Below are 16,826 nucleotides of genomic sequence, written 5' to 3' on the forward strand. Positions count from 1 at the left end.
CTGGCAGTTGTTGTCGTTATGAGCGCTCATAACGACAACAACTGCTACCTAGTTGGGAGAGGGCAGCAAAATGCCCGCCACCTGGAAGGCGACGGGCATTTCCACGCTGTACGAAGTATCTCTACTTCTTATTGCGGCGCTGGTGACGGGTCTTGCGAAGCAGCTTGCGGTGCTTCTTCTTGGCCATACGCTTGCGACGCTTCTTAATAACTGAACCCACGAAAGTTCCTCACAAACTAGATGCAGTACCTGTCTGTTGGGATGGTCCGTGGACAAAGCTACGAACTGCACAACCGACAGATTCCAACAATGACGTAAAACGTTCCTTAACAGGGTACCGCTTTCCGGGGGCGGCTTCTGACAACAAAGCGCACCACAGGCTCACGGTGCCCCATTAAGGCTGAAAACCTCAGGCAGTTTCGGTATGCCCGTCGACAACAGCACCCTTGAGGTACTGGTCCACGGCATTCTCGGGGACCCGGTAGGACCGGCCGAAGCGCACCGCCGGCATTTCACCGGAGTGCACCAGCCGGTACACGGTCATTTTGGAGACGCGCATGACCTGGGCTACTTCAGCCACTGTCAGGAACTTCGCGTTGGAGAAGTTCTGTTCTGCCGACATTTCCCTATTTTCCTTTGCTGACGGATGGACACAGAGACCCCAGGTACTTGCCAATGCGGTGTTCTTGATGCTGAGCCCATCCACCAACCACTTATTTAGATACTGTAGATGTTCCTGTGGCAGATGTGAAAGTAGTGCGACGGCTTATTTTGCCGTCCGGCGTTTCCGTGCGGAGGCAGCCAGCTGGGCCAGGACAGACACGGAGACGTCCCAGTCCATGCAGGCGTCGGTGACGCTCTGGCCGTAGACCAGCGCGTCCCGCCCTGCGCGGTGTTCGGCAACGTCCAGGTTCTGCGCGCCGCCCACCAGGAAGCTTTCGAGCATCACGCCGGCAATCGCCTGTGCCGACGGGCCGCCGTCCTCGAGCTGGGCGCCGATTTCCAGGGCCACCGCTGCCTGGCGGTGGTGGCTCTTGCCGCTGTTGGCGTGGCTTGCGTCCACGATCAGGCGCGGGTTCAGGCCCTTGCCTGCCAGCTTGCCGGAGGCGGCCTGGACGTCCACGGCGGAGTAGTTGGGGCCCTTCCGGCCGCCGCGGAGGATGACATGGGTGTCGGGGTTTCCGGCGGTGGACACCAGCGCGGCCCGGCCGTCGCCGTCGATCCCCAGGAACGCCTGGGCAGCCCCGGCGGCACCGCAGGCGTCGATGGCCACCTGGAGGTCGCCGTCGGTCCCGTTTTTGAACCCGATGGGCATGGACAGCCCCGAAGCGAGCTGCCGGTGGATCTGGCTTTCGGTGGTCCGCGCCCCGATGGCGCCCCAGGCGATGAGGTCCGCCATGTACTGCGGGCTGATGGGCTCAAGAAATTCGGTGGCCGTGGGCAGGCCCAGCGCGGTGACCTGCTGGAGGAAGTGCCGGGCGGCGCGCAGGCCGGTGACCATGTCGTGGCTGCCGTCCAGGCGCGGGTCGTTGATCAGGCCCTTCCAGCCCACGGTGGTGCGGGGCTTTTCGAAGTAGGTCCGCATGACGATCAGCAGGTCGGCTTTGTGCTTCTCCGCCTGGCTGACCAGCCGGCGGGCGTATTCCAGCCCGGCTTTGGGATCGTGAATGGAGCAGGGGCCCACAATGACCAGCAGGCGGTCATCCAGTCCGTCCATGATGGCGCGGACCTCGTCGCGGCCGCGTTCCACCACGGTGGCTTCCCGGGTGTCCAGCGGCAGCTCGGCGATGAGCTCCTGGGGCGTGGGGAGGGCCGTGAATTCGCTGACGCGCAGGTTGGACGTGGATTTTGCTGCGGGTACGGCGGCTGATGCGGTGCTCATGATGGGTCCTGTTCCGGGAGAGGAAGCGGGCCCAGAATCAGAACCCGCCGGGAAATGGCGAAGGGCAGAGAATGGTCTCTGCCCTGTTGGCTCTGAAGGAAAGTTGGATGCGTGTCAGTTAGACGCGGGCCCCTCCAGAGCCAACGAAAAATACGCATACCAACGGTTAGTCATGGCAAGACCCTAACCGGGCATCGCGGGCAGCGCAAAATTCCGGCGTCACACTCCGTCCCAGTCTTGTCCGCGGGACCGGCCCTTGAAGGACCCGCTGCGCGGACAAGCCAAGGAATCGTCCGACGGCGGCCGGCACCTGGCCGGCGACGGTCACCTAATCAACCACAGTGACCGTCCTGGCCGGGGTGAACGCCGGCAGGTAGATGCTGGAGCCGAGGTATTGCGCTTGCAGGACGTGCTTGCCGTAGCGCAGCGAGGTGTGGGTGTAGCCGGCCTTGCCGTTGACCAGTCTCACCGGCGCGCCCACCTTGGTGTTCCAGTCATAGAACTGCACCCACCCCGTGGGCGTGGCGCCGCCGCCAACAGCCGGCATGATGACGGCCTGGACGGTGACAGCAGTCCCCGGCCGGATTTCGCCGTGGTGCGAGCTGTGGAACTCACCCTTCACCGCGGCAAGCGCAGGCGTCACGGTGTGGGTCACCGGCCCGGAGGTTGAGCCGAAGTAGTCGCCCTCCGCGTGCCTGAATTCTGCGGTGAACACGTGCTGGCCCGCGGGCAGGTTGTTGATGGTGAAGACCGACTGCCAGCCCGGTCCGGGGGCCTGGGCCTGGACCTCGACGCCGTCGACAATCAGCACCAGGCTTCCCAGCGGCGTTCCGGTCAGTGGCCCTGATGGGAGCGCCGTGGCCCGCGCCGTGACGGTAACGGGTGCACCGAATACCGATGTGCCAGCCGGCGTAACGGTGATGGCTGTCCTGGTCCCCGGCCCGCTGATGGCAGTAATCGAGAACCTGATGGTTTTGGGGGCGAAGGTGCTGTCCTCCGAGTATCTGGCCTTGAAGAAGGTCGTTCCCAGGGCGAGGACCGGCGAGTCCATCAGCGCCAGCCCAAGGAACGGTTCTTCGGTGTCGACGTCCCCCACGCCAAGCACCGTGCCATCGGCGTCGGACAACAGGCTGACGGTTCCCGACGGGACACCTGTACCTGGCGCGGCCGGAACGACGCCTGCCGCCACCAGGACCGGGGCGTCCGCGAAGGGAAGCCCGAACGCATTGGCGCTCAGCGTGACCTCCGCCCTGCCTGTTCCGTAGGAGCTGGTTCCGGCAGCCTGCGCGGGCCCGGCCAGGCCTGCAAACGCGATGGTGATTGCCGCAAGGACCGGCAGGATGATGCCAACCCGCCGGAACCGGCTGGGTGCCGCTGTTGGAGGTGCGGCGTTGGATGCTGTGTCCATGTGGTTTCACTTTCCCGATGACTAAATGTCACGGAAAGCCCCAGCACCTCCGCAGGCCTGGTGTGGCCAACAGGCACAGGATAGTCCCGTCCCCCACCGCGCGGTAGCGACAGGAAGGGCTAAGCCAGCATCTTGCGGAGAAATTGCAGCTGCTTAATCCAGTGGTGCTCCTGGCCGCCCTCGTGGTTGTTGAACCTGTACACCTCGATGTCCTTGGCCACGCCGGCCGCGGGTGCGCCCGGCTCCCCCGTGCCGTAGGCGTTGAAGCTGGCAAACACGGTGGATGGCGGGCAGATGTCATCCATCTGGGCCGCCGAATAAAAGGCCGGCGCGGTGGCGAGGCGGGCCAGGTTGACGCCGTCGAAGTAGCGCAGCACGTCCAGGATGGAATCGTAGCTGTCCCGGTGCCGGGCCAGGAACGCGGCGATCTCCGGGTACGGCCCGCGCGGAGTGATGTCGATGGCGCGGGGGAAGTCCTGCAGGAACGGGACATCCGGCAAGGCGGCGATGACCCCGTCCAGGCGGCCGGCCGCAAGCCCGGCAGCGGCCACCACAATGCCGCCGCCCTGGCTGACGCCGGCCAGCACCACTTTGGCAGGGTCGACGGCGGGGTGGGCCTGGGCAGCCTCCACGGCACGGAAGGCGTCCATGTAGACACGCCGGTAGTAGTAGTCCTCGCGGTTCCCGATGCCGCGGGTCATCAGGCCTGCGTGGGCCACTCCGCCTGCGGAGGGATGCGGGTCCGGTGTTTCCCCCAGGGTCCCGCCGTAGCCCTGGCCCCGGGTGTCCATGATGAAGTGGGCGTACCCGGCCTGCGCCCAGCGGGTGTCCTGGTTGACCAGTCCGCGGCCGCCCGAGTAGCCCACGTAGTGCACCACCACGGGCAGCCGGGTTCCGGCGTCGCGGTGCGCCGGCAAGTGCAGCCAGCCCTTGATGGGCGCGCCGCCGAAGCCTGCGAACGTGACGTCGAAGGTGTCGATGACCGTGAGGTGGTTCTCCACGGGTTCAAACGTTGGCGCCAGCGGGAAAGCCCTGGTTTCCTCGACGGTGGCGTCCCAGAACGCCGCAAAGTCATCCGGTGCTGTGACGTGGCTGCTGTAGCTGCGCAGCTGGGCGAGGGGCAGGTCAAAGAGTGGCATGCGGTGGTCCGGTCCTGTTGCTGGTGGAAGTGGTTTTCTGCTGATCCTAGGTCGTTTGGGGCGCAGCGTCATGCCGTGATGACGCCATGTTCAGTGCCAGCCCGCCGCCGGCTCCGACGGTGATGGCGGCCGGCTCTCCGGGCAGCAGCCGGAGGGCCAGGATTTTGTCCCCGGACCGGAGCTGGACGGTGGCTTCGCGCTGGGCGGCAAGGGTGGCCCCGGCCAGCCGGCCGTCCCGCCACTCGAGGTCCACTTCCACCCCGGGGCGGGCGCGGAGCCGATTGGCTTTGCCGGCCGGAAGCTCGGCCGGCAGGGCTGGAAGCAGCTCGATTTCCTGCACCCCGGCGGCGGTCCGGTGGCTCTGGACCAGGCACTCAGCCACGCCGGCCACAAAGCCGAAGTTGCCGTCGATCTGGAACGGCGGGTGGGCCCCGAAGAGGTTCGGGTACAGCCCGCCGCTGTGACCCGACCGTTCGGCGGCCATGTCCCGGAAGTACAACCTGAACAGGTCGCTGACCTTCTCCGGCTGCCGGAGCCGGGCCCGCAGGAGGATTTTCCAGGCCAGGGACCAGCCGGTGGATTCGTCGCCGCGGCCGTCGAGGCTGGCTTTGACGGCCGCCTCGAGCTCCGGTGCCAGCGGTGTATCGCCGGGGTAGGCGAGGTAGAGGTGGCTGACGTGGCGGTGGTCCTGCTCCCACTCTTCCGGGTCGGCCAGCCATTCGCGCAGGCGGCCGTTGCGCCCGGGCGCGGGATTTGGCAGCCGGGGCAGGGCACGCCGGGCGGCGGCAGCAACGGCGTCGTCCGGCCAGCCCAGCCCGGCCGCCAGGGCGTCCACCATCAGGAAGGTGTCCCGGATCAGCGTCAGGTCCAGGGTGGAGGACTCCGCGACGGCAGCCCGGCCACCGCCGCCGGGGAGGGTGAAGCTGTTTTCCGGCGAGGTGGACGGGCTGGTGCCCAGCGTCCCGTCCGGGTTCTCCAGCAGCAGGTCCAGTGCGAAGGCTGCTGCGCCACGGACGGCGGGCCAGGCGGCGTCCCGGGCGAAGCCGGGCCCGGCGGCCCCGAACTGCAGGTGCTCCCACAGGTGGCGGACCAGCCACAGCCCGGCCATTGGCCAGTAGGACCATTCCGGGGAATGCCTGCCGTGCCCCACCGGTTTGCTGTACCCCCAGATATCCGAGTTGTGGTGCACCGCCCAGCCGTCGGCGCCGTAGTACTCCCTGGCCGTGCGGGCCCCGGTCACCTGAAGGGCTTCAATGAGGGCGAACAGGGGCTCCGCGCAGGCAGCCAGGCCCGTGGGTTCCGCGGCCCAGTAGTTCATCTGCAGGTTGATGTTGGTGGTGAAGTTGGAGCTCCACGGCGCGGTCAGCTCGGCGTTCCAGATGCCCTGCAGGTTGGCGGGGGTGCCCTGCCAGGCGGTTCCCGGCCGCGAGCCCGGGTGGCCCGCACGGGAACTGCAGATCAGCAGGTACCGGCCGTAGTTGAACAGCAGCGCGGCCAGGCCGGGATCTGCCGCCAGCGGCCCGGCCGGATTCCGGTTGGCGGCCAGCAGCCGCTCGGCCGTGTTGGTGCCTTGCCACGGGGGCACGTCAAGGGTGAGGCTGCAGCTGTCGTACAGGGCTGCGTGGCTTGCTTCGTGCCGTTCCAGTAATCCTGCCGGACCGGTTGCCGCTGCGCTGGCGAGCAGTGCCCGGGCGGCGTCGGCAGCGCCGGCCGCCGTGCCCTGCGGTTGCCGGCCGAGGCCGTGGAACGTGGTTTCGGTGGTGATGAACACCGTGGCGCGGTGGACGCCGGTGGCGGCCAGGCCGCCGTCGTCCGCCGCCGCGTCGGTGCCGTCGTGTTCCCAGGACATCACGGCGGCGCCCTGGAGGCTGAGCGAATCATCATCGGAGTAGTCCACGGCGCCGCCGTCGTGGGAAGGCGCGACGCCGGACGGCAGCTTCAGTTCCATGGCCGCGGTTCCTGCCGCCGCGGTCCGACGGAGGATGCGCAGCGGGGAATCGAGCCGGAGTGCCAGGTCCAGGCCCTGCGGCGCACCGGACTCCACCGTCACCACGAGGACTGAGGGGTGGTGGGCCGCAAATGCCTCGATGCGGATGTTGTGGCCCGCCTGCTGGTACCGGGTGCTGTTGACGGCACGGGCCAGGTCCAGGCTGCGGCTGTAGCCGGCGGGGGCCCCGGAATCGCCGGTAACTGCGACCGCCAGGAAAAAGTCGGCGAACGGAAGGTAGGCCTGTGAGTTGCGGTGCTGCAGCTGCTTCATCGTTTCGTGGGCCGCCCCGAAATTACCGGCGCTGATCTGCCCCCGCGCCGCGGCCAGGATGGCGTCCGCTGATTCCCGGCTGAATGCAGGGCCGAGGTCCTGGCTGTGCGGGGAGCCGGACCAGGCCGATCCGTCATTGAGCTGGAACCGGTGCTCCAGTCCGGGCTCCCTGGGGACAGGCGCCCCGCCGAAAACCATGGCTCCCAGGCGTCCGTTGCCCAGCGGCAGCGCTGCCAGCCAGTCGGCTGCGGGCGAGTCGTAAGTCAGGGAATGTTCAGTGCGCACGGAATCCAACCCTAGACAATTACATCGATGGAGAGAAGGGGTCCGGCAGGAAATCCCACCCTGCGGCAGGGCCCGGAGTTCCGGACCCCGCCGCACGGGCGTTATCGCCTGGCAAGCTCCGGGGTGAACTCCAGCAGTGCGTGCGAACCCACCACGAGGGACCGCAGGTCCGCCAGTCCGCCGGACACCTGGCCGGCAGCCCTGGCCTGGACCAGGACGTTACCCAGGGCCGTGGCCTCGACCGGGCCGGCCACCACGCGCTTGCCGGTGGCATCCGCCGTCAACTGGCAGAGCAAGCCGTTCTGGGATCCGCCGCCCACCACGTGCACCACGTCCACGGTGCGGCCCGCGAGCCGTTCCGCGTCGCGGATGGTGCGGGCGTACCCCGCAGCCAGGCTGTCCATGATGCACCGGGTGACCGCCGCCGGATCCGCCGGCAGGATATCCCCGGTGACCTTAACTGCCGAGCTGATCCGGGCAGGCATGTTGTCCGGCGCGATGAAGTAGGGATCGTCCGGGTTGACCTGTGGGCCGCCGGGCGGCAGCGCCGCAGCGGCTGCGAGCAGCGCCGGCAGGTCCTGCGTGAACCCTTCAGCAGCCCAGGACCGCTGGCATTCACTGAGCAGCCACAGCCCGCCCATGTTCCGGAGGTAACGGATGGTGCCGTCCACGCCGCGTTCGTTGGTGAAGTTCGCCTCGCGGCTGGCCTCGGTCAGCACCGGCGCGTCCAGCTCCAGCCCCACCAGGGACCATGTCCCGGAGGAAATGTAGGCGAAGTCCTTCGCTTGGGCCGGGACCGCGGCGACGGCGGAAGCGGTGTCGTGCGAGCCCACAGCCACCACGGTGGTGGTGGCCGGCAGGCCAACGTTGGCCGCGACGTCCGGCAGCAGCGTCCCCACGGTTTCACCTGGCTGGACCAGGGGCGGGAACAGCTTTTTGGGCAGGCCCAGCTCGGCCAGGAACCCGGTGGCCCACTCCCCCGCCACGGCGTCGAACAGGCCGGTGGTGGAGGCGTTGGTGGCTTCGGTCCGCCGCTGCCCGGTCAGGAGGAAGGCGATCAGGTCCGGGATAAGCAGGGCCTGCAGCCCGGTCAGGTCCGGTTCCGTGGCGAGCTGGTACAGCGTGTTGAACTGCAGGAACTGCAGCCCGGTAGTGGCGTACAGGCGGGCCGGATCCAGTTTTGCGTGCACGGGCGCGACGGCGGCGCGGCTGCGGTCATCCCGGTAGCTGAACGGCTGGGCCGTCAGCTGGCCGGCGGCGTTGACCAGGCCGTAGTCCACGGCCCAGGTGTCGATGCCGATGCTGGTGATCGTTTCGTCCTGGCTCGCAGCCACGGTGGCCGCGGCAGCGAGCCCCGCGAGGACCTCCGCAAACAGGGCGTCGAAATCCCAGCGGAGGCCGCCGTCGAGCTCCACCACGCCGTTGGGGAACCGGTGGACCACTTCAAGGTCCACGGTGCCGCCGGTGGTCCGGCCCAGGATGACCCGGCCGGACGAAGCGCCGATGTCGACGGCGGCGAACACGCCGCCGTCGACACCGGTTTCAGGCCTGGTGCTCATCGCAGGAAGGCTGCTGCCACACCGGCATCCACGGGGATGTGCAGGCCGGTGGTGTGGGACAGTTCGCTGCTGGTGAGGACGGCTGCGGCGTTGGCCACGTGCTCAGGCAGGACTTCGCGCTTGAGCAGGGTGCGCTGGGCGTAGTACTCGCCCAGCTTTTCCTCGTCCACGCCGTACACGGCGGCGCGCTTGGCGCCCCAGCCGCCGGCGAAGATCCCGGAGCCGCGGACCACACCGTCGGGGTTGATGCCGTTGACGCGGATGCCGTGCTCGCCCAGTTCAGCTGCGAGCAGCCGGACCTGGTGCGCCTGGTCCGCCTTGGTGGCGGAGTAGGCGATGTTGTTCGGGCCGGCGAAGACGGAGTTCTTCGAGGAGATGTAGATGATGTCCCCGCCCAGGCCCTGGGCAATCATGACCTTTGCTGCGGCCTTGGCCACCAGGAAGGAGCCCTTGGCCATCACGTTGTGCTGGAGGTCCCAGTCCTTTTCGGTGGTTTCGAGCAGCGGCTTGGAGATGGACAGGCCGGCGTTGTTGACCACCAGGTCCACGCCGCCGAAGGCCAGGACCGCGGCGTCGATTGCCGCCGCCACCTGGGCTTCGTTGGTGACGTCCGCCTGGACGCCGATCGCGACGTCCGGGCCGCCGAGTTCCTCGGCCACCTTTTCGGCGTTCTCGAGGTTCAGGTCGGCGATGACCACGCAGGCGCCTTCCGCGGCGAGGCGGGTAGCGATGGCTTTGCCGATGCCCGACGCCGCTCCGGTCACCAGGGCGATGCGGGTGGCGTGCGACTTCGGCTTGGGCAGGCGGGCCAGTTTGGCTTCCTCCAGCGCCCAGTATTCGATCCGGAACTTTTCGGATTCCTGGATCGGGGCGTAGGTGGAGATCGACTCGGCACCGCGCATCACGTTGATGGCGTTGATGTAGAACTCCCCGGCCACGCGGGCGGTCTGCTTGTTCGCGCCGAAGCTGAACATACCCACACCGGGAACCAGCACAATGGCCGGGTCCGCGCCGCGCAGTGCCGGGCTGTTTTCGTCGGCGTGGCGGTCGTAGTAGGCCTGGTAGTCCTCGCGGTAGTCCGCGTGCAGTTCGTGCAGGCGGGCGATCGAGTCCTCGATGGATGCGTCGGCCGGCAGGTCCAGGACCAGCGGCTTGACCTTGGTGCGCAGGAAGTGGTCCGGGCAGGAGGTGCCCAGCGCGCCCAGGCGCGGGTGTTCGGCTGCGGCGAGGAAGTCAAGGACGACGGCGTCATCGCTGAAGTGCCCCAGCTGCGGTTTGTCGGTGGAGGCCAGGCCGCGGATCACGGGTGCCAGGGCGGCGGCTTTGGCCTTCCGCTCTGCTTCCGGCAGGGCTGCGTAGCCGGGCAGCGCCGCACCGAAGGGTTCGGCTTTGCCGTTGTCCTTGATGTAGGCCTCGGCCTGCTCGATGATCCACAGCGAGTTGGCTTCGGCTTCCTCGCTGGTTTCGCCCCACGCAGTGATGCCGTGGCCGCCCAGGATGGTGCCGATGGCCTGCGGGTTGGCCTCCTTGATGGCGGCGATGTCCAGGCCCAGCTGGAAGCCGGGGCGGCGCCAGGGCACCCACACCACCTTGGTGCCGAAGATCTTGGTGGTCAGCGCCTCGCCGTCCGCAGCGGTGGCAATGGCAATGCCGGAGTCCGGGTGCAGGTGGTCAACGTGTGCGGCGTCCACCAGTCCGTGCATGGCAGTGTCGATGGAGGGCGCGGCGCCGCCCTTGCCGTGCAGGCAGTAATCGAAGGCGGCCACCATTTCGTCTTCGCGTTCGACGCCGGGGTAGACGTTCTTGAGGGCGTTCAGCCGGTCAAGGCGCAGCACGGCAAGGTTCCCGGCCTTCAGGGTGCCCAGGTCTCCACCGGAGCCCTTGACCCAGAGCAGCTGGACGTCCTCGCCGGTGACGGGGTCCTTCTCGGTGCCTTTGGCGGAGGTGTTGCCGCCGGCAAAGTTGGTGTTCCGCTTATCGGCGCCGAGGCGGTTGGAACGGGAAATCAGGTCTTCGACAATCTTGTTACTCATGGCTGTTTATGCGCCCCATCCGGATTGCTGGCCGCCCACGCGGTCCTCGTTGATCTTTTTCTGGTATCCGCTGGCCTTGAAGGCGGCCATCGGGTCCGCGGGCAGGCCGCGGGATTCACGCCATTCGGCCAGGATGGGCCGGACGTCGGTGTAGAAGGCGTCGTTGAACACGCCGTTGGCGGCCAGGACGTCGCCGGCGCGCTGGGCTTCGGTCAACGCGGCGGTGTCGATCAGCAGGGCGCGGGCCGTCATTTCCTGGACGTTGAGCACCGAGCGGATCTGGCCCGGAATCTTCTCTTCCAGGTTGTGGCACTGGTCCAGCATGAGGGCCACGCCGGAATCCTTGCCGAAGCCGCCGCCCCGGATGACCTCGTGCATGATGCGGAAGAGCTGGAACGGATCCGCTGCTCCCACAATCAGGTCATCGTCCGCGTAGAAGCGCGAGTTGAAGTCGAAGGAACCGAGCTTGCCCAGGCGCAGGAGCTGCATCACGATGAATTCGATGTTGGTGCCGGGGGCGTGGTGGCCGGTGTCCAGGCAGACAAACGCCTTCTCGCCCAGGGCCAGGGTCTGCGCGTAGGAGGTTCCCCAGTCGGGCACGTCGGTGTGGTAGGTGGCAGGTTCGAAGAATTTGTACTCGAGCACCAGGCGGTGGTCCTCGCCCAGGGCTGCGTAGATTTCCTGCAGGGACTCGGCCAGCCGGTCCTGGCGGCCGCGCATGTCGTCCTGGCCCGGATAGTTGGTGCCGTCAGCCAGCCAGACCTTCAGGTCCTTGGACCCGGTGGCGTGCATGACGTCGATGCAGTCCAGGTGGTGGTCCACGGCGCGGCGTCGCACGGCCTCGTTGGAGGAGGTCAGCGAGCCGAACTTGTATTCGTCGTCCTGGAACGTGTTGGAGTTGATGGTGCCCAGGCCAACACCGAGGCCCGCGGCGTATTCCTTGAGGGCCTCGTAGTCGTCCACCTTGTCCCAGGGGATGTGCAGGGCCACGGTGGGCGCAAGGCCCGTCAGTTCGTGGACCTTGGCGGCGTCCGCGAGCTTCTCGTGCACGGTCCGCGGCGTGCCGGGGGTGCCGAACACCTTGAACCGGGTGCCTGAATTTCCATAGGCCCACGACGGGACCTCGATGGCAAGCTCCTCGAGCCTGCCCAGCGCCATTGCTACGTCATTCATGATGGATCTTTCCGGTGTCTGGTGTTGCATGTGGTTTGGTGGCGGCCAGCTGCCGGCGCCGATTGGTGCGGCGCGGGCGGGCTGGTTGTGGTGGGCGGCCGCCGGGTGGGGCTGCCGGCCCGGTTGGGGCGGATCAGCCCGGGGCAGTGCCCGCCGCTGCGAGCTGGCCGTCAAGGTTGAAGACTTCCTCCAGTACCTGGAAGCCTTCATCGGGCGCCTGGCCGGAGTCCTCAAACAGGGTGGCCATTTCCGCCTGCCAGCGGGCATTGACCTCCGTCAGGCCCATCCGGGCCCGGACGGCATCGAAGTCGTCGCACTCGACGTAGCCCACTAGTAGCCCGTCCCCGCCAAGGAACAGCGAGTAGTTGTGCCACCCGGAATCCTTGAGGGCCTGCAGCATCTCCGGCCACACGGCCGCGTGGCGGCGACGGTACTCGTCGATCAGCGCCGGCTGGACGGAGGAGCGGAAGCACACCCTCATCTGGAACCCTCCTGAATTTCGCAAACTTTGAATCGTTTCATTGTTACGATTCAAAGTACTCTTGAACCTGAGTGGGTGTCAAGCATTCCGTCCGGTTGTCCAAGCAGCGGATCGGAACACCCGGCACCTTCGCCTACCAGCACGGAGAATCATGAACCGCACCGCCAGTATCAAGGACGTCGCCAACCAGGCCAGCGTGGCGGTCGGTACCGTCTCCAACGTGCTCAATTACCCGGACCGGGTGTCCCAACGGACCAAGGACCGCGTCCTGCGGGCCATCGACGAGCTGGGGTTTGTCCGCAATGACGCGGCCCGCCAGCTGCGTGCCGGACACAGCAGGACCATCGGGCTGATTGTCCTCGACGTGGGGAACCCGTTCTTCACGTCCGTGGTGCGCGCGGCAGAGGACGCCGCCGCGCTGCAGGGCAGCGCCGTACTGCTTGGCGACAGCGGCCACGACGCCGGCCGGGAGGCGAACTACATCGACCTGTTCCAGGAACAGCGCGTCCAGGGCCTGCTGATTTCGCCAGTGGGGGACGTGAGCGAGCGCCTGGACCTGCTCCGCGAGCGCGGTGTACCCACGGTCCTGGTGGACCGGCAGGCGGACGAGTCCAAGTTCAGTTCCGTCGCCGTGGATGACGACGCCGGCGGGTACCTTGCTGCGCGGCACCTGCTGGACACGGGCCGCCGTCGGCTGGCCTTTGTGGGCGGACCCACCAGCATCCGGCAGGTGGCGGACCGGCTCCAGGGTGCCCGGCGGGCGGTGGACGAGGAGTCCGGTGCCACGCTGGAGGTGCTGGGTTCCGAGGGCCAGACAGTGCTGGCCGGGCGGAGCGTGGGCAACATGCTGGTGGAGCGCGGCCTGGACGGGTTGCCGGAGGGAATCTTCTGCGCGAACGATCTCCTGGCCCTGGGCGTGATGCAGTCCCTCACCATGACCCATACCGTCAGGATCCCCGAAGACGTGGCCCTGATCGGCTATGACGACATCGATTTTGCCGTCTCCGCCGTGGTGCCCTTGTCCTCCGTCCGGCAGCCCACCGAAGCGTTGGGGCGCACCGCCATTGAACTCCTTGTCGAGGAGGTCGACTCGCAGAACGCCACCCACCGCGCTGTGGTGTTCACCCCGGAACTGGTGGTCCGCCAAAGCACTGCCGGTCCTGCCTGAGGCACCGCTGGCCCGGCGGACGCCACGATGCGGCACAAGGCGGCACGAGGCGGCACGAGGCGGCACGGCCGCCGCGGGTTCAGGCCAGGGCTTCCACCACCAGGTTGCGGTAGGCCGCCCGGAGCGGTGCCATCTGGCGGAACCCGATGCGGCCGCCGGCCAGTGTGGTGGCAGCGGAATCGGTCCAGTTGAAGAGCGGCAGTCCGTTGGCGCTGAACGCCACCCGGGGACCATCCTTGACCACCTCCAGCCGGTAGAAGTCCGTGGCATCCTCCGCCGGCGGCAGCGGATCGGCGCCCTGCGCCACGAGTTCAAAACCGGCGCTTTTGCGCAGGTTGCAGGTCCGGAAGGCCCGCTCGGACGCGTACTTGTGCCGGAAGTAGGACACATGCAGGGCGTCAATGTCCGCCGAGTGGTACTGCGGGTAGTAGCCGGTGCGCGGCGCGAGGTCCGGGGAGAACAGGTCCGTCCCGCCCTGCCCCACGGCAGCGAAGAAGAGCATGGCCAGGCCCGGTTCCGCCAGCGGCAGGAAGTCCCAGCTGATCCGGATCCGGTCCGGGAATTCCACCGGGCACCAGAAGGTCCAGTGCGCGTGATCACCGAATTCGGCGTCGTCCCTGGTTCCCCACAGTTCCAGGGCACCGTCCCGGGCACCCATTCCCAAGGGCCCTTCGGCCACCCAGCCGGCAGCATCCGCGGGCCCGGCCAGGGCGTTCCGGTAGAGGACGGTTGGTGCGGCGCCCACCTAGGCGCGTCCCGCCGTCGTGCTTAATGCCGGAACAGCTCCGGCGCCGCCGGGGCCGTACCCGGCCAAGGTGAGCTGCCGGGCCACCTCGCGCGCCACCCGGGCGGCGCCTTCCTGCGAGAAGTGTGTGTTGTCCGCCAGCCCTTCCGGCCAGTGGGCGTGCTCCCCGGGTCCGAAGTGGCAGAACAGCGCCAGCGAGCCTGACTCCCCCAGCTGCCGGTACAGCGCCCGCGTCCAGGCATTGAGGTCCAGCACCGGCAGCCCCAGCTCCAGCCCGATCTCGCGGACCACCTCCGGGTAGTCCTCCAGGCTCTCCGCCAGCACCGCGCCCGACGACGGCCCGGCAACAAAGTGCCGCCGCTCCACGGAGGTGCAGAGGACCGGGAGCCCGCCCAGGTTCCGGACGTCCTGGACCATGGTGCGGAGGTTGGCGGCGTACCCCGTGCGGGCAGCCAGGTGCTGCTGCTTCTGGTCGTTGTGGCCGAACTGGATCAGGACGAGGTCGCCCTCCCCCGTTTCCGCGAGGAGCCGGTCCCACAGTCCCTCCCCGCGGAAGGATTCGGTGCTGGCCCCGCCCTTGGCGAAGTTGTGCACCGCCGCCCAGGTGTAGGTGAGCGGGGCCAGGTGGGCACCCCAGCCGGACATCGGGAACTCATAGGCGGGACAGGCGGCCACCGTGGAGTCTCCGGCGAGCAGGATCTTCATTGCATTCCTTTCCAAACAACGTGTTGCCCTATCACTTATGGTCCCCAAAACCCGGTTTTGGGGACCATAAGTGATAGGGCAAGTGGGGGTTAGCCCTTGACCGAGCCGATGAGCATTCCCTTGGCGAAGTGCTTCTGCAGGAACGGGTAGAAAATCAGGATGGGCAGCGTGGCCACCACAATCACGGCGAACTTGATGCCCTGCTCCGGCGGGATGTAGTTGGGATCCACGTTCCCCGTGCCCAGCAGGTCCGAGGCCGCGGTGACCTGGCGGAGGTACATCTGCAGGGTCCACTTGGAGTTATCGGACAGGTACAGCAGCGGGGACATAAAGTCGTTCCAGATGCCCACGGCGTAGAACAGCGCAAATGTGGCCAGGACCGGTTTAGACAGCGGCAGCAGGATCCGCCAGAGGATCCCCACCTCCGTGGCGCCGTCCATCTTGGCCGATTCCTCGAGTTCCGCAGGAAGCTCCTGGAAGAAGTTCTTGATGATGATCAGGCTGAACGGGTTGATGGCCGCCGGCAGGATCAGCGCCCAGTAGCTGTTGAGCAGGCCCAGGTCCTTGACCAGCAGGAACGTGGGGATCATACCGCCGGAGAACACCATGGCGAACACCACCAGGGACAGGATGACCTGCCGGCCGCGGAGGTTCTTTTTGGCCAGCGGGTACGCCATGGTCACCGTGAAGGCCAGCTGCACCAGGGTGCCGACGGCGGTCACCAGCACGGTGGTGACAAGGGCCCGGATGAACGCCGGGGTGGAGAAGATGTATTCGTAGGCGCCCAGCGTGAACTGCTCGGGCCAGATGAAGAACGGCCGGCTGGTGATCTCCGCTTCCGTGGCGAAGGAACCGGCGAAGACGTAGATGAACGGCAGCAGGGTGACGATGCCGATCAGGGACAGGAAAACGTAGTTGGCGACATCGAAAATCCGGCCGCCAGTGGTGTTGTGGATCTTCATTAGAACAGTCCGCTCTGGTTGAACCGCTTGGCCAGGGCGTTGGTGCCGAAGATCAGCACAATGCCCACCAGGGATTTGAACAGGCCAACGGCCGTTGAGTAGCTGTAGGCGCCCTGGGTGATGCCCACAAAGTAGACGTAGGTATCAAACACATCGGCCACTTCACGGTTCAAGGCGTTGGTCATCAGGTAGATCTGTTCAAACCCGGTGTTGAGGGTCTGTCCGATGGCCAGGATCAGCATCACAATGATGGTGGAACGGATCCCGGGAAGGGTGATGTGCCAGACCCGCCGGAACCGTCCGGCGCCGTCGATGATGGCGGCCTCGTACTGGTCCTGGTCCACCGTGGCCAGGGCGGCGAGGAAGATGATGGTGCCCCAGCCCGTGTTTTTCCAGATGTCCTGCAGCACAATCAGCGGCCGGAACCAGGCGGGGTCGGACAGGAAGTCGATGTCGGTTCCCATGAGGTTGTTCAGCAGCTGGAACAGCGGCCCGATATCCAGGGCGAAGAGCAGGAAGCTCAACGACGCGACGATGGTCCAGGACAGGAAGTGCGGAATGTACACCAGGGTCTGGACTGTGCGCTTGAGGATGCTGAGCCGGACCTCGTTCAGCAGCAAGGCCAGGACGATGGTCAGCGGGAAAGCTATGCCCAGGTTCAGGAACGCCAGGATCAGGGTGTTGCCCAGCAGCCGGGGGAAGTCCGGGTTGGCGAAGAAGTCCTGGAAATGCGAGAACCCCACCCACGGGCTGCCGTTGACGCCCAGGAACGGGACGTACTCCTTGAACGCGATGCTGACCCCGTACATGGGGCCGTAGCGGAACACTGCGAAGTACAGCACCCCGGGAAGGAGGAGCAGGTACAGCCATTTGTAGTGCGCAAAATGGACGGAGAACTTGCCCCGCGGAACCTTGGCAGGTTTCCCGGGGCGCGTGCCTTTGCCCTTGCCAAGGCCCGGGCCGTCGCCGGCGCCGATGTTCGAGGCCAGCGCGTCTGTCAGCTGTGACATGCAGGGCCTCCTTTCT

Annotated in this window: 15 protein-coding genes; 1 reads left to right on the forward strand and 14 read right to left on the reverse strand. The window is 67.0% G+C overall.

Annotated features, from left to right (window positions below; genetic code table 11):
• Positions 1–121 precede the first annotated feature (121 nt).
• The 10 genes from ACU18_RS19385 to ACU18_RS14835 form a co-directional block, all read right to left on the reverse strand.
• Positions 122–220: a 30S ribosomal protein bS22 gene (locus ACU18_RS19385; RefSeq protein WP_003792170.1), complete on the reverse strand. Its 99-nt coding sequence runs from the start codon at positions 218–220 to the stop codon at positions 122–124.
• A gap of 189 nt (positions 221–409) precedes the next feature.
• Complete coding sequence (locus ACU18_RS14795) at positions 410–622, reverse strand: helix-turn-helix domain-containing protein (protein WP_050686732.1); 213 nt, start codon at positions 620–622, stop codon at positions 410–412.
• A gap of 144 nt (positions 623–766) precedes the next feature.
• A complete protein-coding gene (locus tag ACU18_RS14800) occupies positions 767–1,882 on the reverse strand; it encodes a 3-deoxy-7-phosphoheptulonate synthase (protein ID WP_050686734.1) in 1,116 nt (371 codons plus the stop codon).
• 328 nt (positions 1,883–2,210) lie between these two features.
• On the reverse strand, positions 2,211–3,290 hold the full coding sequence (locus ACU18_RS14805) for an Ig-like domain-containing protein (protein ID WP_050686735.1): 1,080 nt from the start codon (positions 3,288–3,290) through the stop codon (positions 2,211–2,213).
• A gap of 119 nt (positions 3,291–3,409) precedes the next feature.
• Complete coding sequence (locus tag ACU18_RS14810; protein ID WP_050686737.1) at positions 3,410–4,429, reverse strand: acetylxylan esterase; 1,020 nt, start codon at positions 4,427–4,429, stop codon at positions 3,410–3,412.
• A gap of 46 nt (positions 4,430–4,475) precedes the next feature.
• The gene (locus ACU18_RS14815; RefSeq protein ID WP_197273595.1) at positions 4,476–6,974 is read right to left on the reverse strand and encodes a glycosyl hydrolase family 95 catalytic domain-containing protein; all 2,499 of its coding nucleotides are present in this window, start codon (positions 6,972–6,974) and stop codon (positions 4,476–4,478) included.
• Positions 6,975–7,075: 101 nt separating this feature from the next.
• The gene (locus ACU18_RS14820; protein ID WP_050686741.1) at positions 7,076–8,533 is read right to left on the reverse strand and encodes a rhamnulokinase; all 1,458 of its coding nucleotides are present in this window, start codon (positions 8,531–8,533) and stop codon (positions 7,076–7,078) included.
• Positions 8,530–10,566: a bifunctional rhamnulose-1-phosphate aldolase/short-chain dehydrogenase gene (locus ACU18_RS14825; RefSeq protein WP_050686743.1), complete on the reverse strand. Its 2,037-nt coding sequence runs from the start codon at positions 10,564–10,566 to the stop codon at positions 8,530–8,532. The genes ACU18_RS14820 and ACU18_RS14825 overlap by 4 nt, the downstream gene beginning before the upstream one ends.
• 6 nt (positions 10,567–10,572) lie before the next feature.
• Positions 10,573–11,739, reverse strand: coding sequence for an L-rhamnose isomerase (rhaI, locus tag ACU18_RS14830; protein ID WP_050686745.1), 1,167 nt, complete (start codon positions 11,737–11,739; stop codon positions 10,573–10,575).
• Positions 11,740–11,872: 133 nt separating this feature from the next.
• Positions 11,873–12,220: an L-rhamnose mutarotase gene (locus ACU18_RS14835; protein ID WP_050686747.1), complete on the reverse strand. Its 348-nt coding sequence runs from the start codon at positions 12,218–12,220 to the stop codon at positions 11,873–11,875.
• A 151-nt stretch (positions 12,221–12,371) separates the two neighbouring features.
• Between ACU18_RS14835 and ACU18_RS14840 the strand changes: the two genes are divergently transcribed.
• A complete protein-coding gene (locus ACU18_RS14840; RefSeq protein WP_050686748.1) occupies positions 12,372–13,388 on the forward strand; it encodes a LacI family DNA-binding transcriptional regulator in 1,017 nt (338 codons plus the stop codon).
• 79 nt (positions 13,389–13,467) lie between these two features.
• On the opposite strand, the gene ACU18_RS14845 is transcribed toward ACU18_RS14840, so the two are convergent.
• The 4 genes from ACU18_RS14845 to ACU18_RS14860 all read right to left on the reverse strand — a co-directional run bounded on the left by ACU18_RS14845 (position 13,468) and on the right by ACU18_RS14860 (position 16,810).
• Positions 13,468–14,133 (reverse strand): DUF1961 family protein, encoded by a 666-nt coding sequence (locus ACU18_RS14845; protein ID WP_050686750.1) that lies wholly within the window; start codon positions 14,131–14,133, stop codon positions 13,468–13,470.
• Positions 14,134–14,838, reverse strand: coding sequence for a rhamnogalacturonan acetylesterase (locus tag ACU18_RS14850; protein ID WP_050686752.1), 705 nt, complete (start codon positions 14,836–14,838; stop codon positions 14,134–14,136).
• Positions 14,839–14,927: 89 nt separating this feature from the next.
• Entirely contained in the window at positions 14,928–15,800 is an 873-nt protein-coding gene (locus ACU18_RS14855; protein ID WP_050686754.1) for a carbohydrate ABC transporter permease, read from the reverse strand.
• Positions 15,800–16,810 carry an ABC transporter permease gene (locus tag ACU18_RS14860; RefSeq protein ID WP_231686099.1) on the reverse strand — a complete coding sequence of 337 codons (1,011 nt, stop codon included), beginning with the start codon at positions 16,808–16,810 and terminating at the stop codon, positions 15,800–15,802. Before ACU18_RS14860 ends, ACU18_RS14855 begins: the two co-directional genes overlap by 1 nt.
• Positions 16,811–16,826: the final 16 nt, after the last annotated feature.

This window comes from Arthrobacter sp. ZBG10 (assembly GCF_001238605.1).
Classification (GTDB): domain Bacteria; phylum Actinomycetota; class Actinomycetes; order Actinomycetales; family Micrococcaceae; genus Arthrobacter.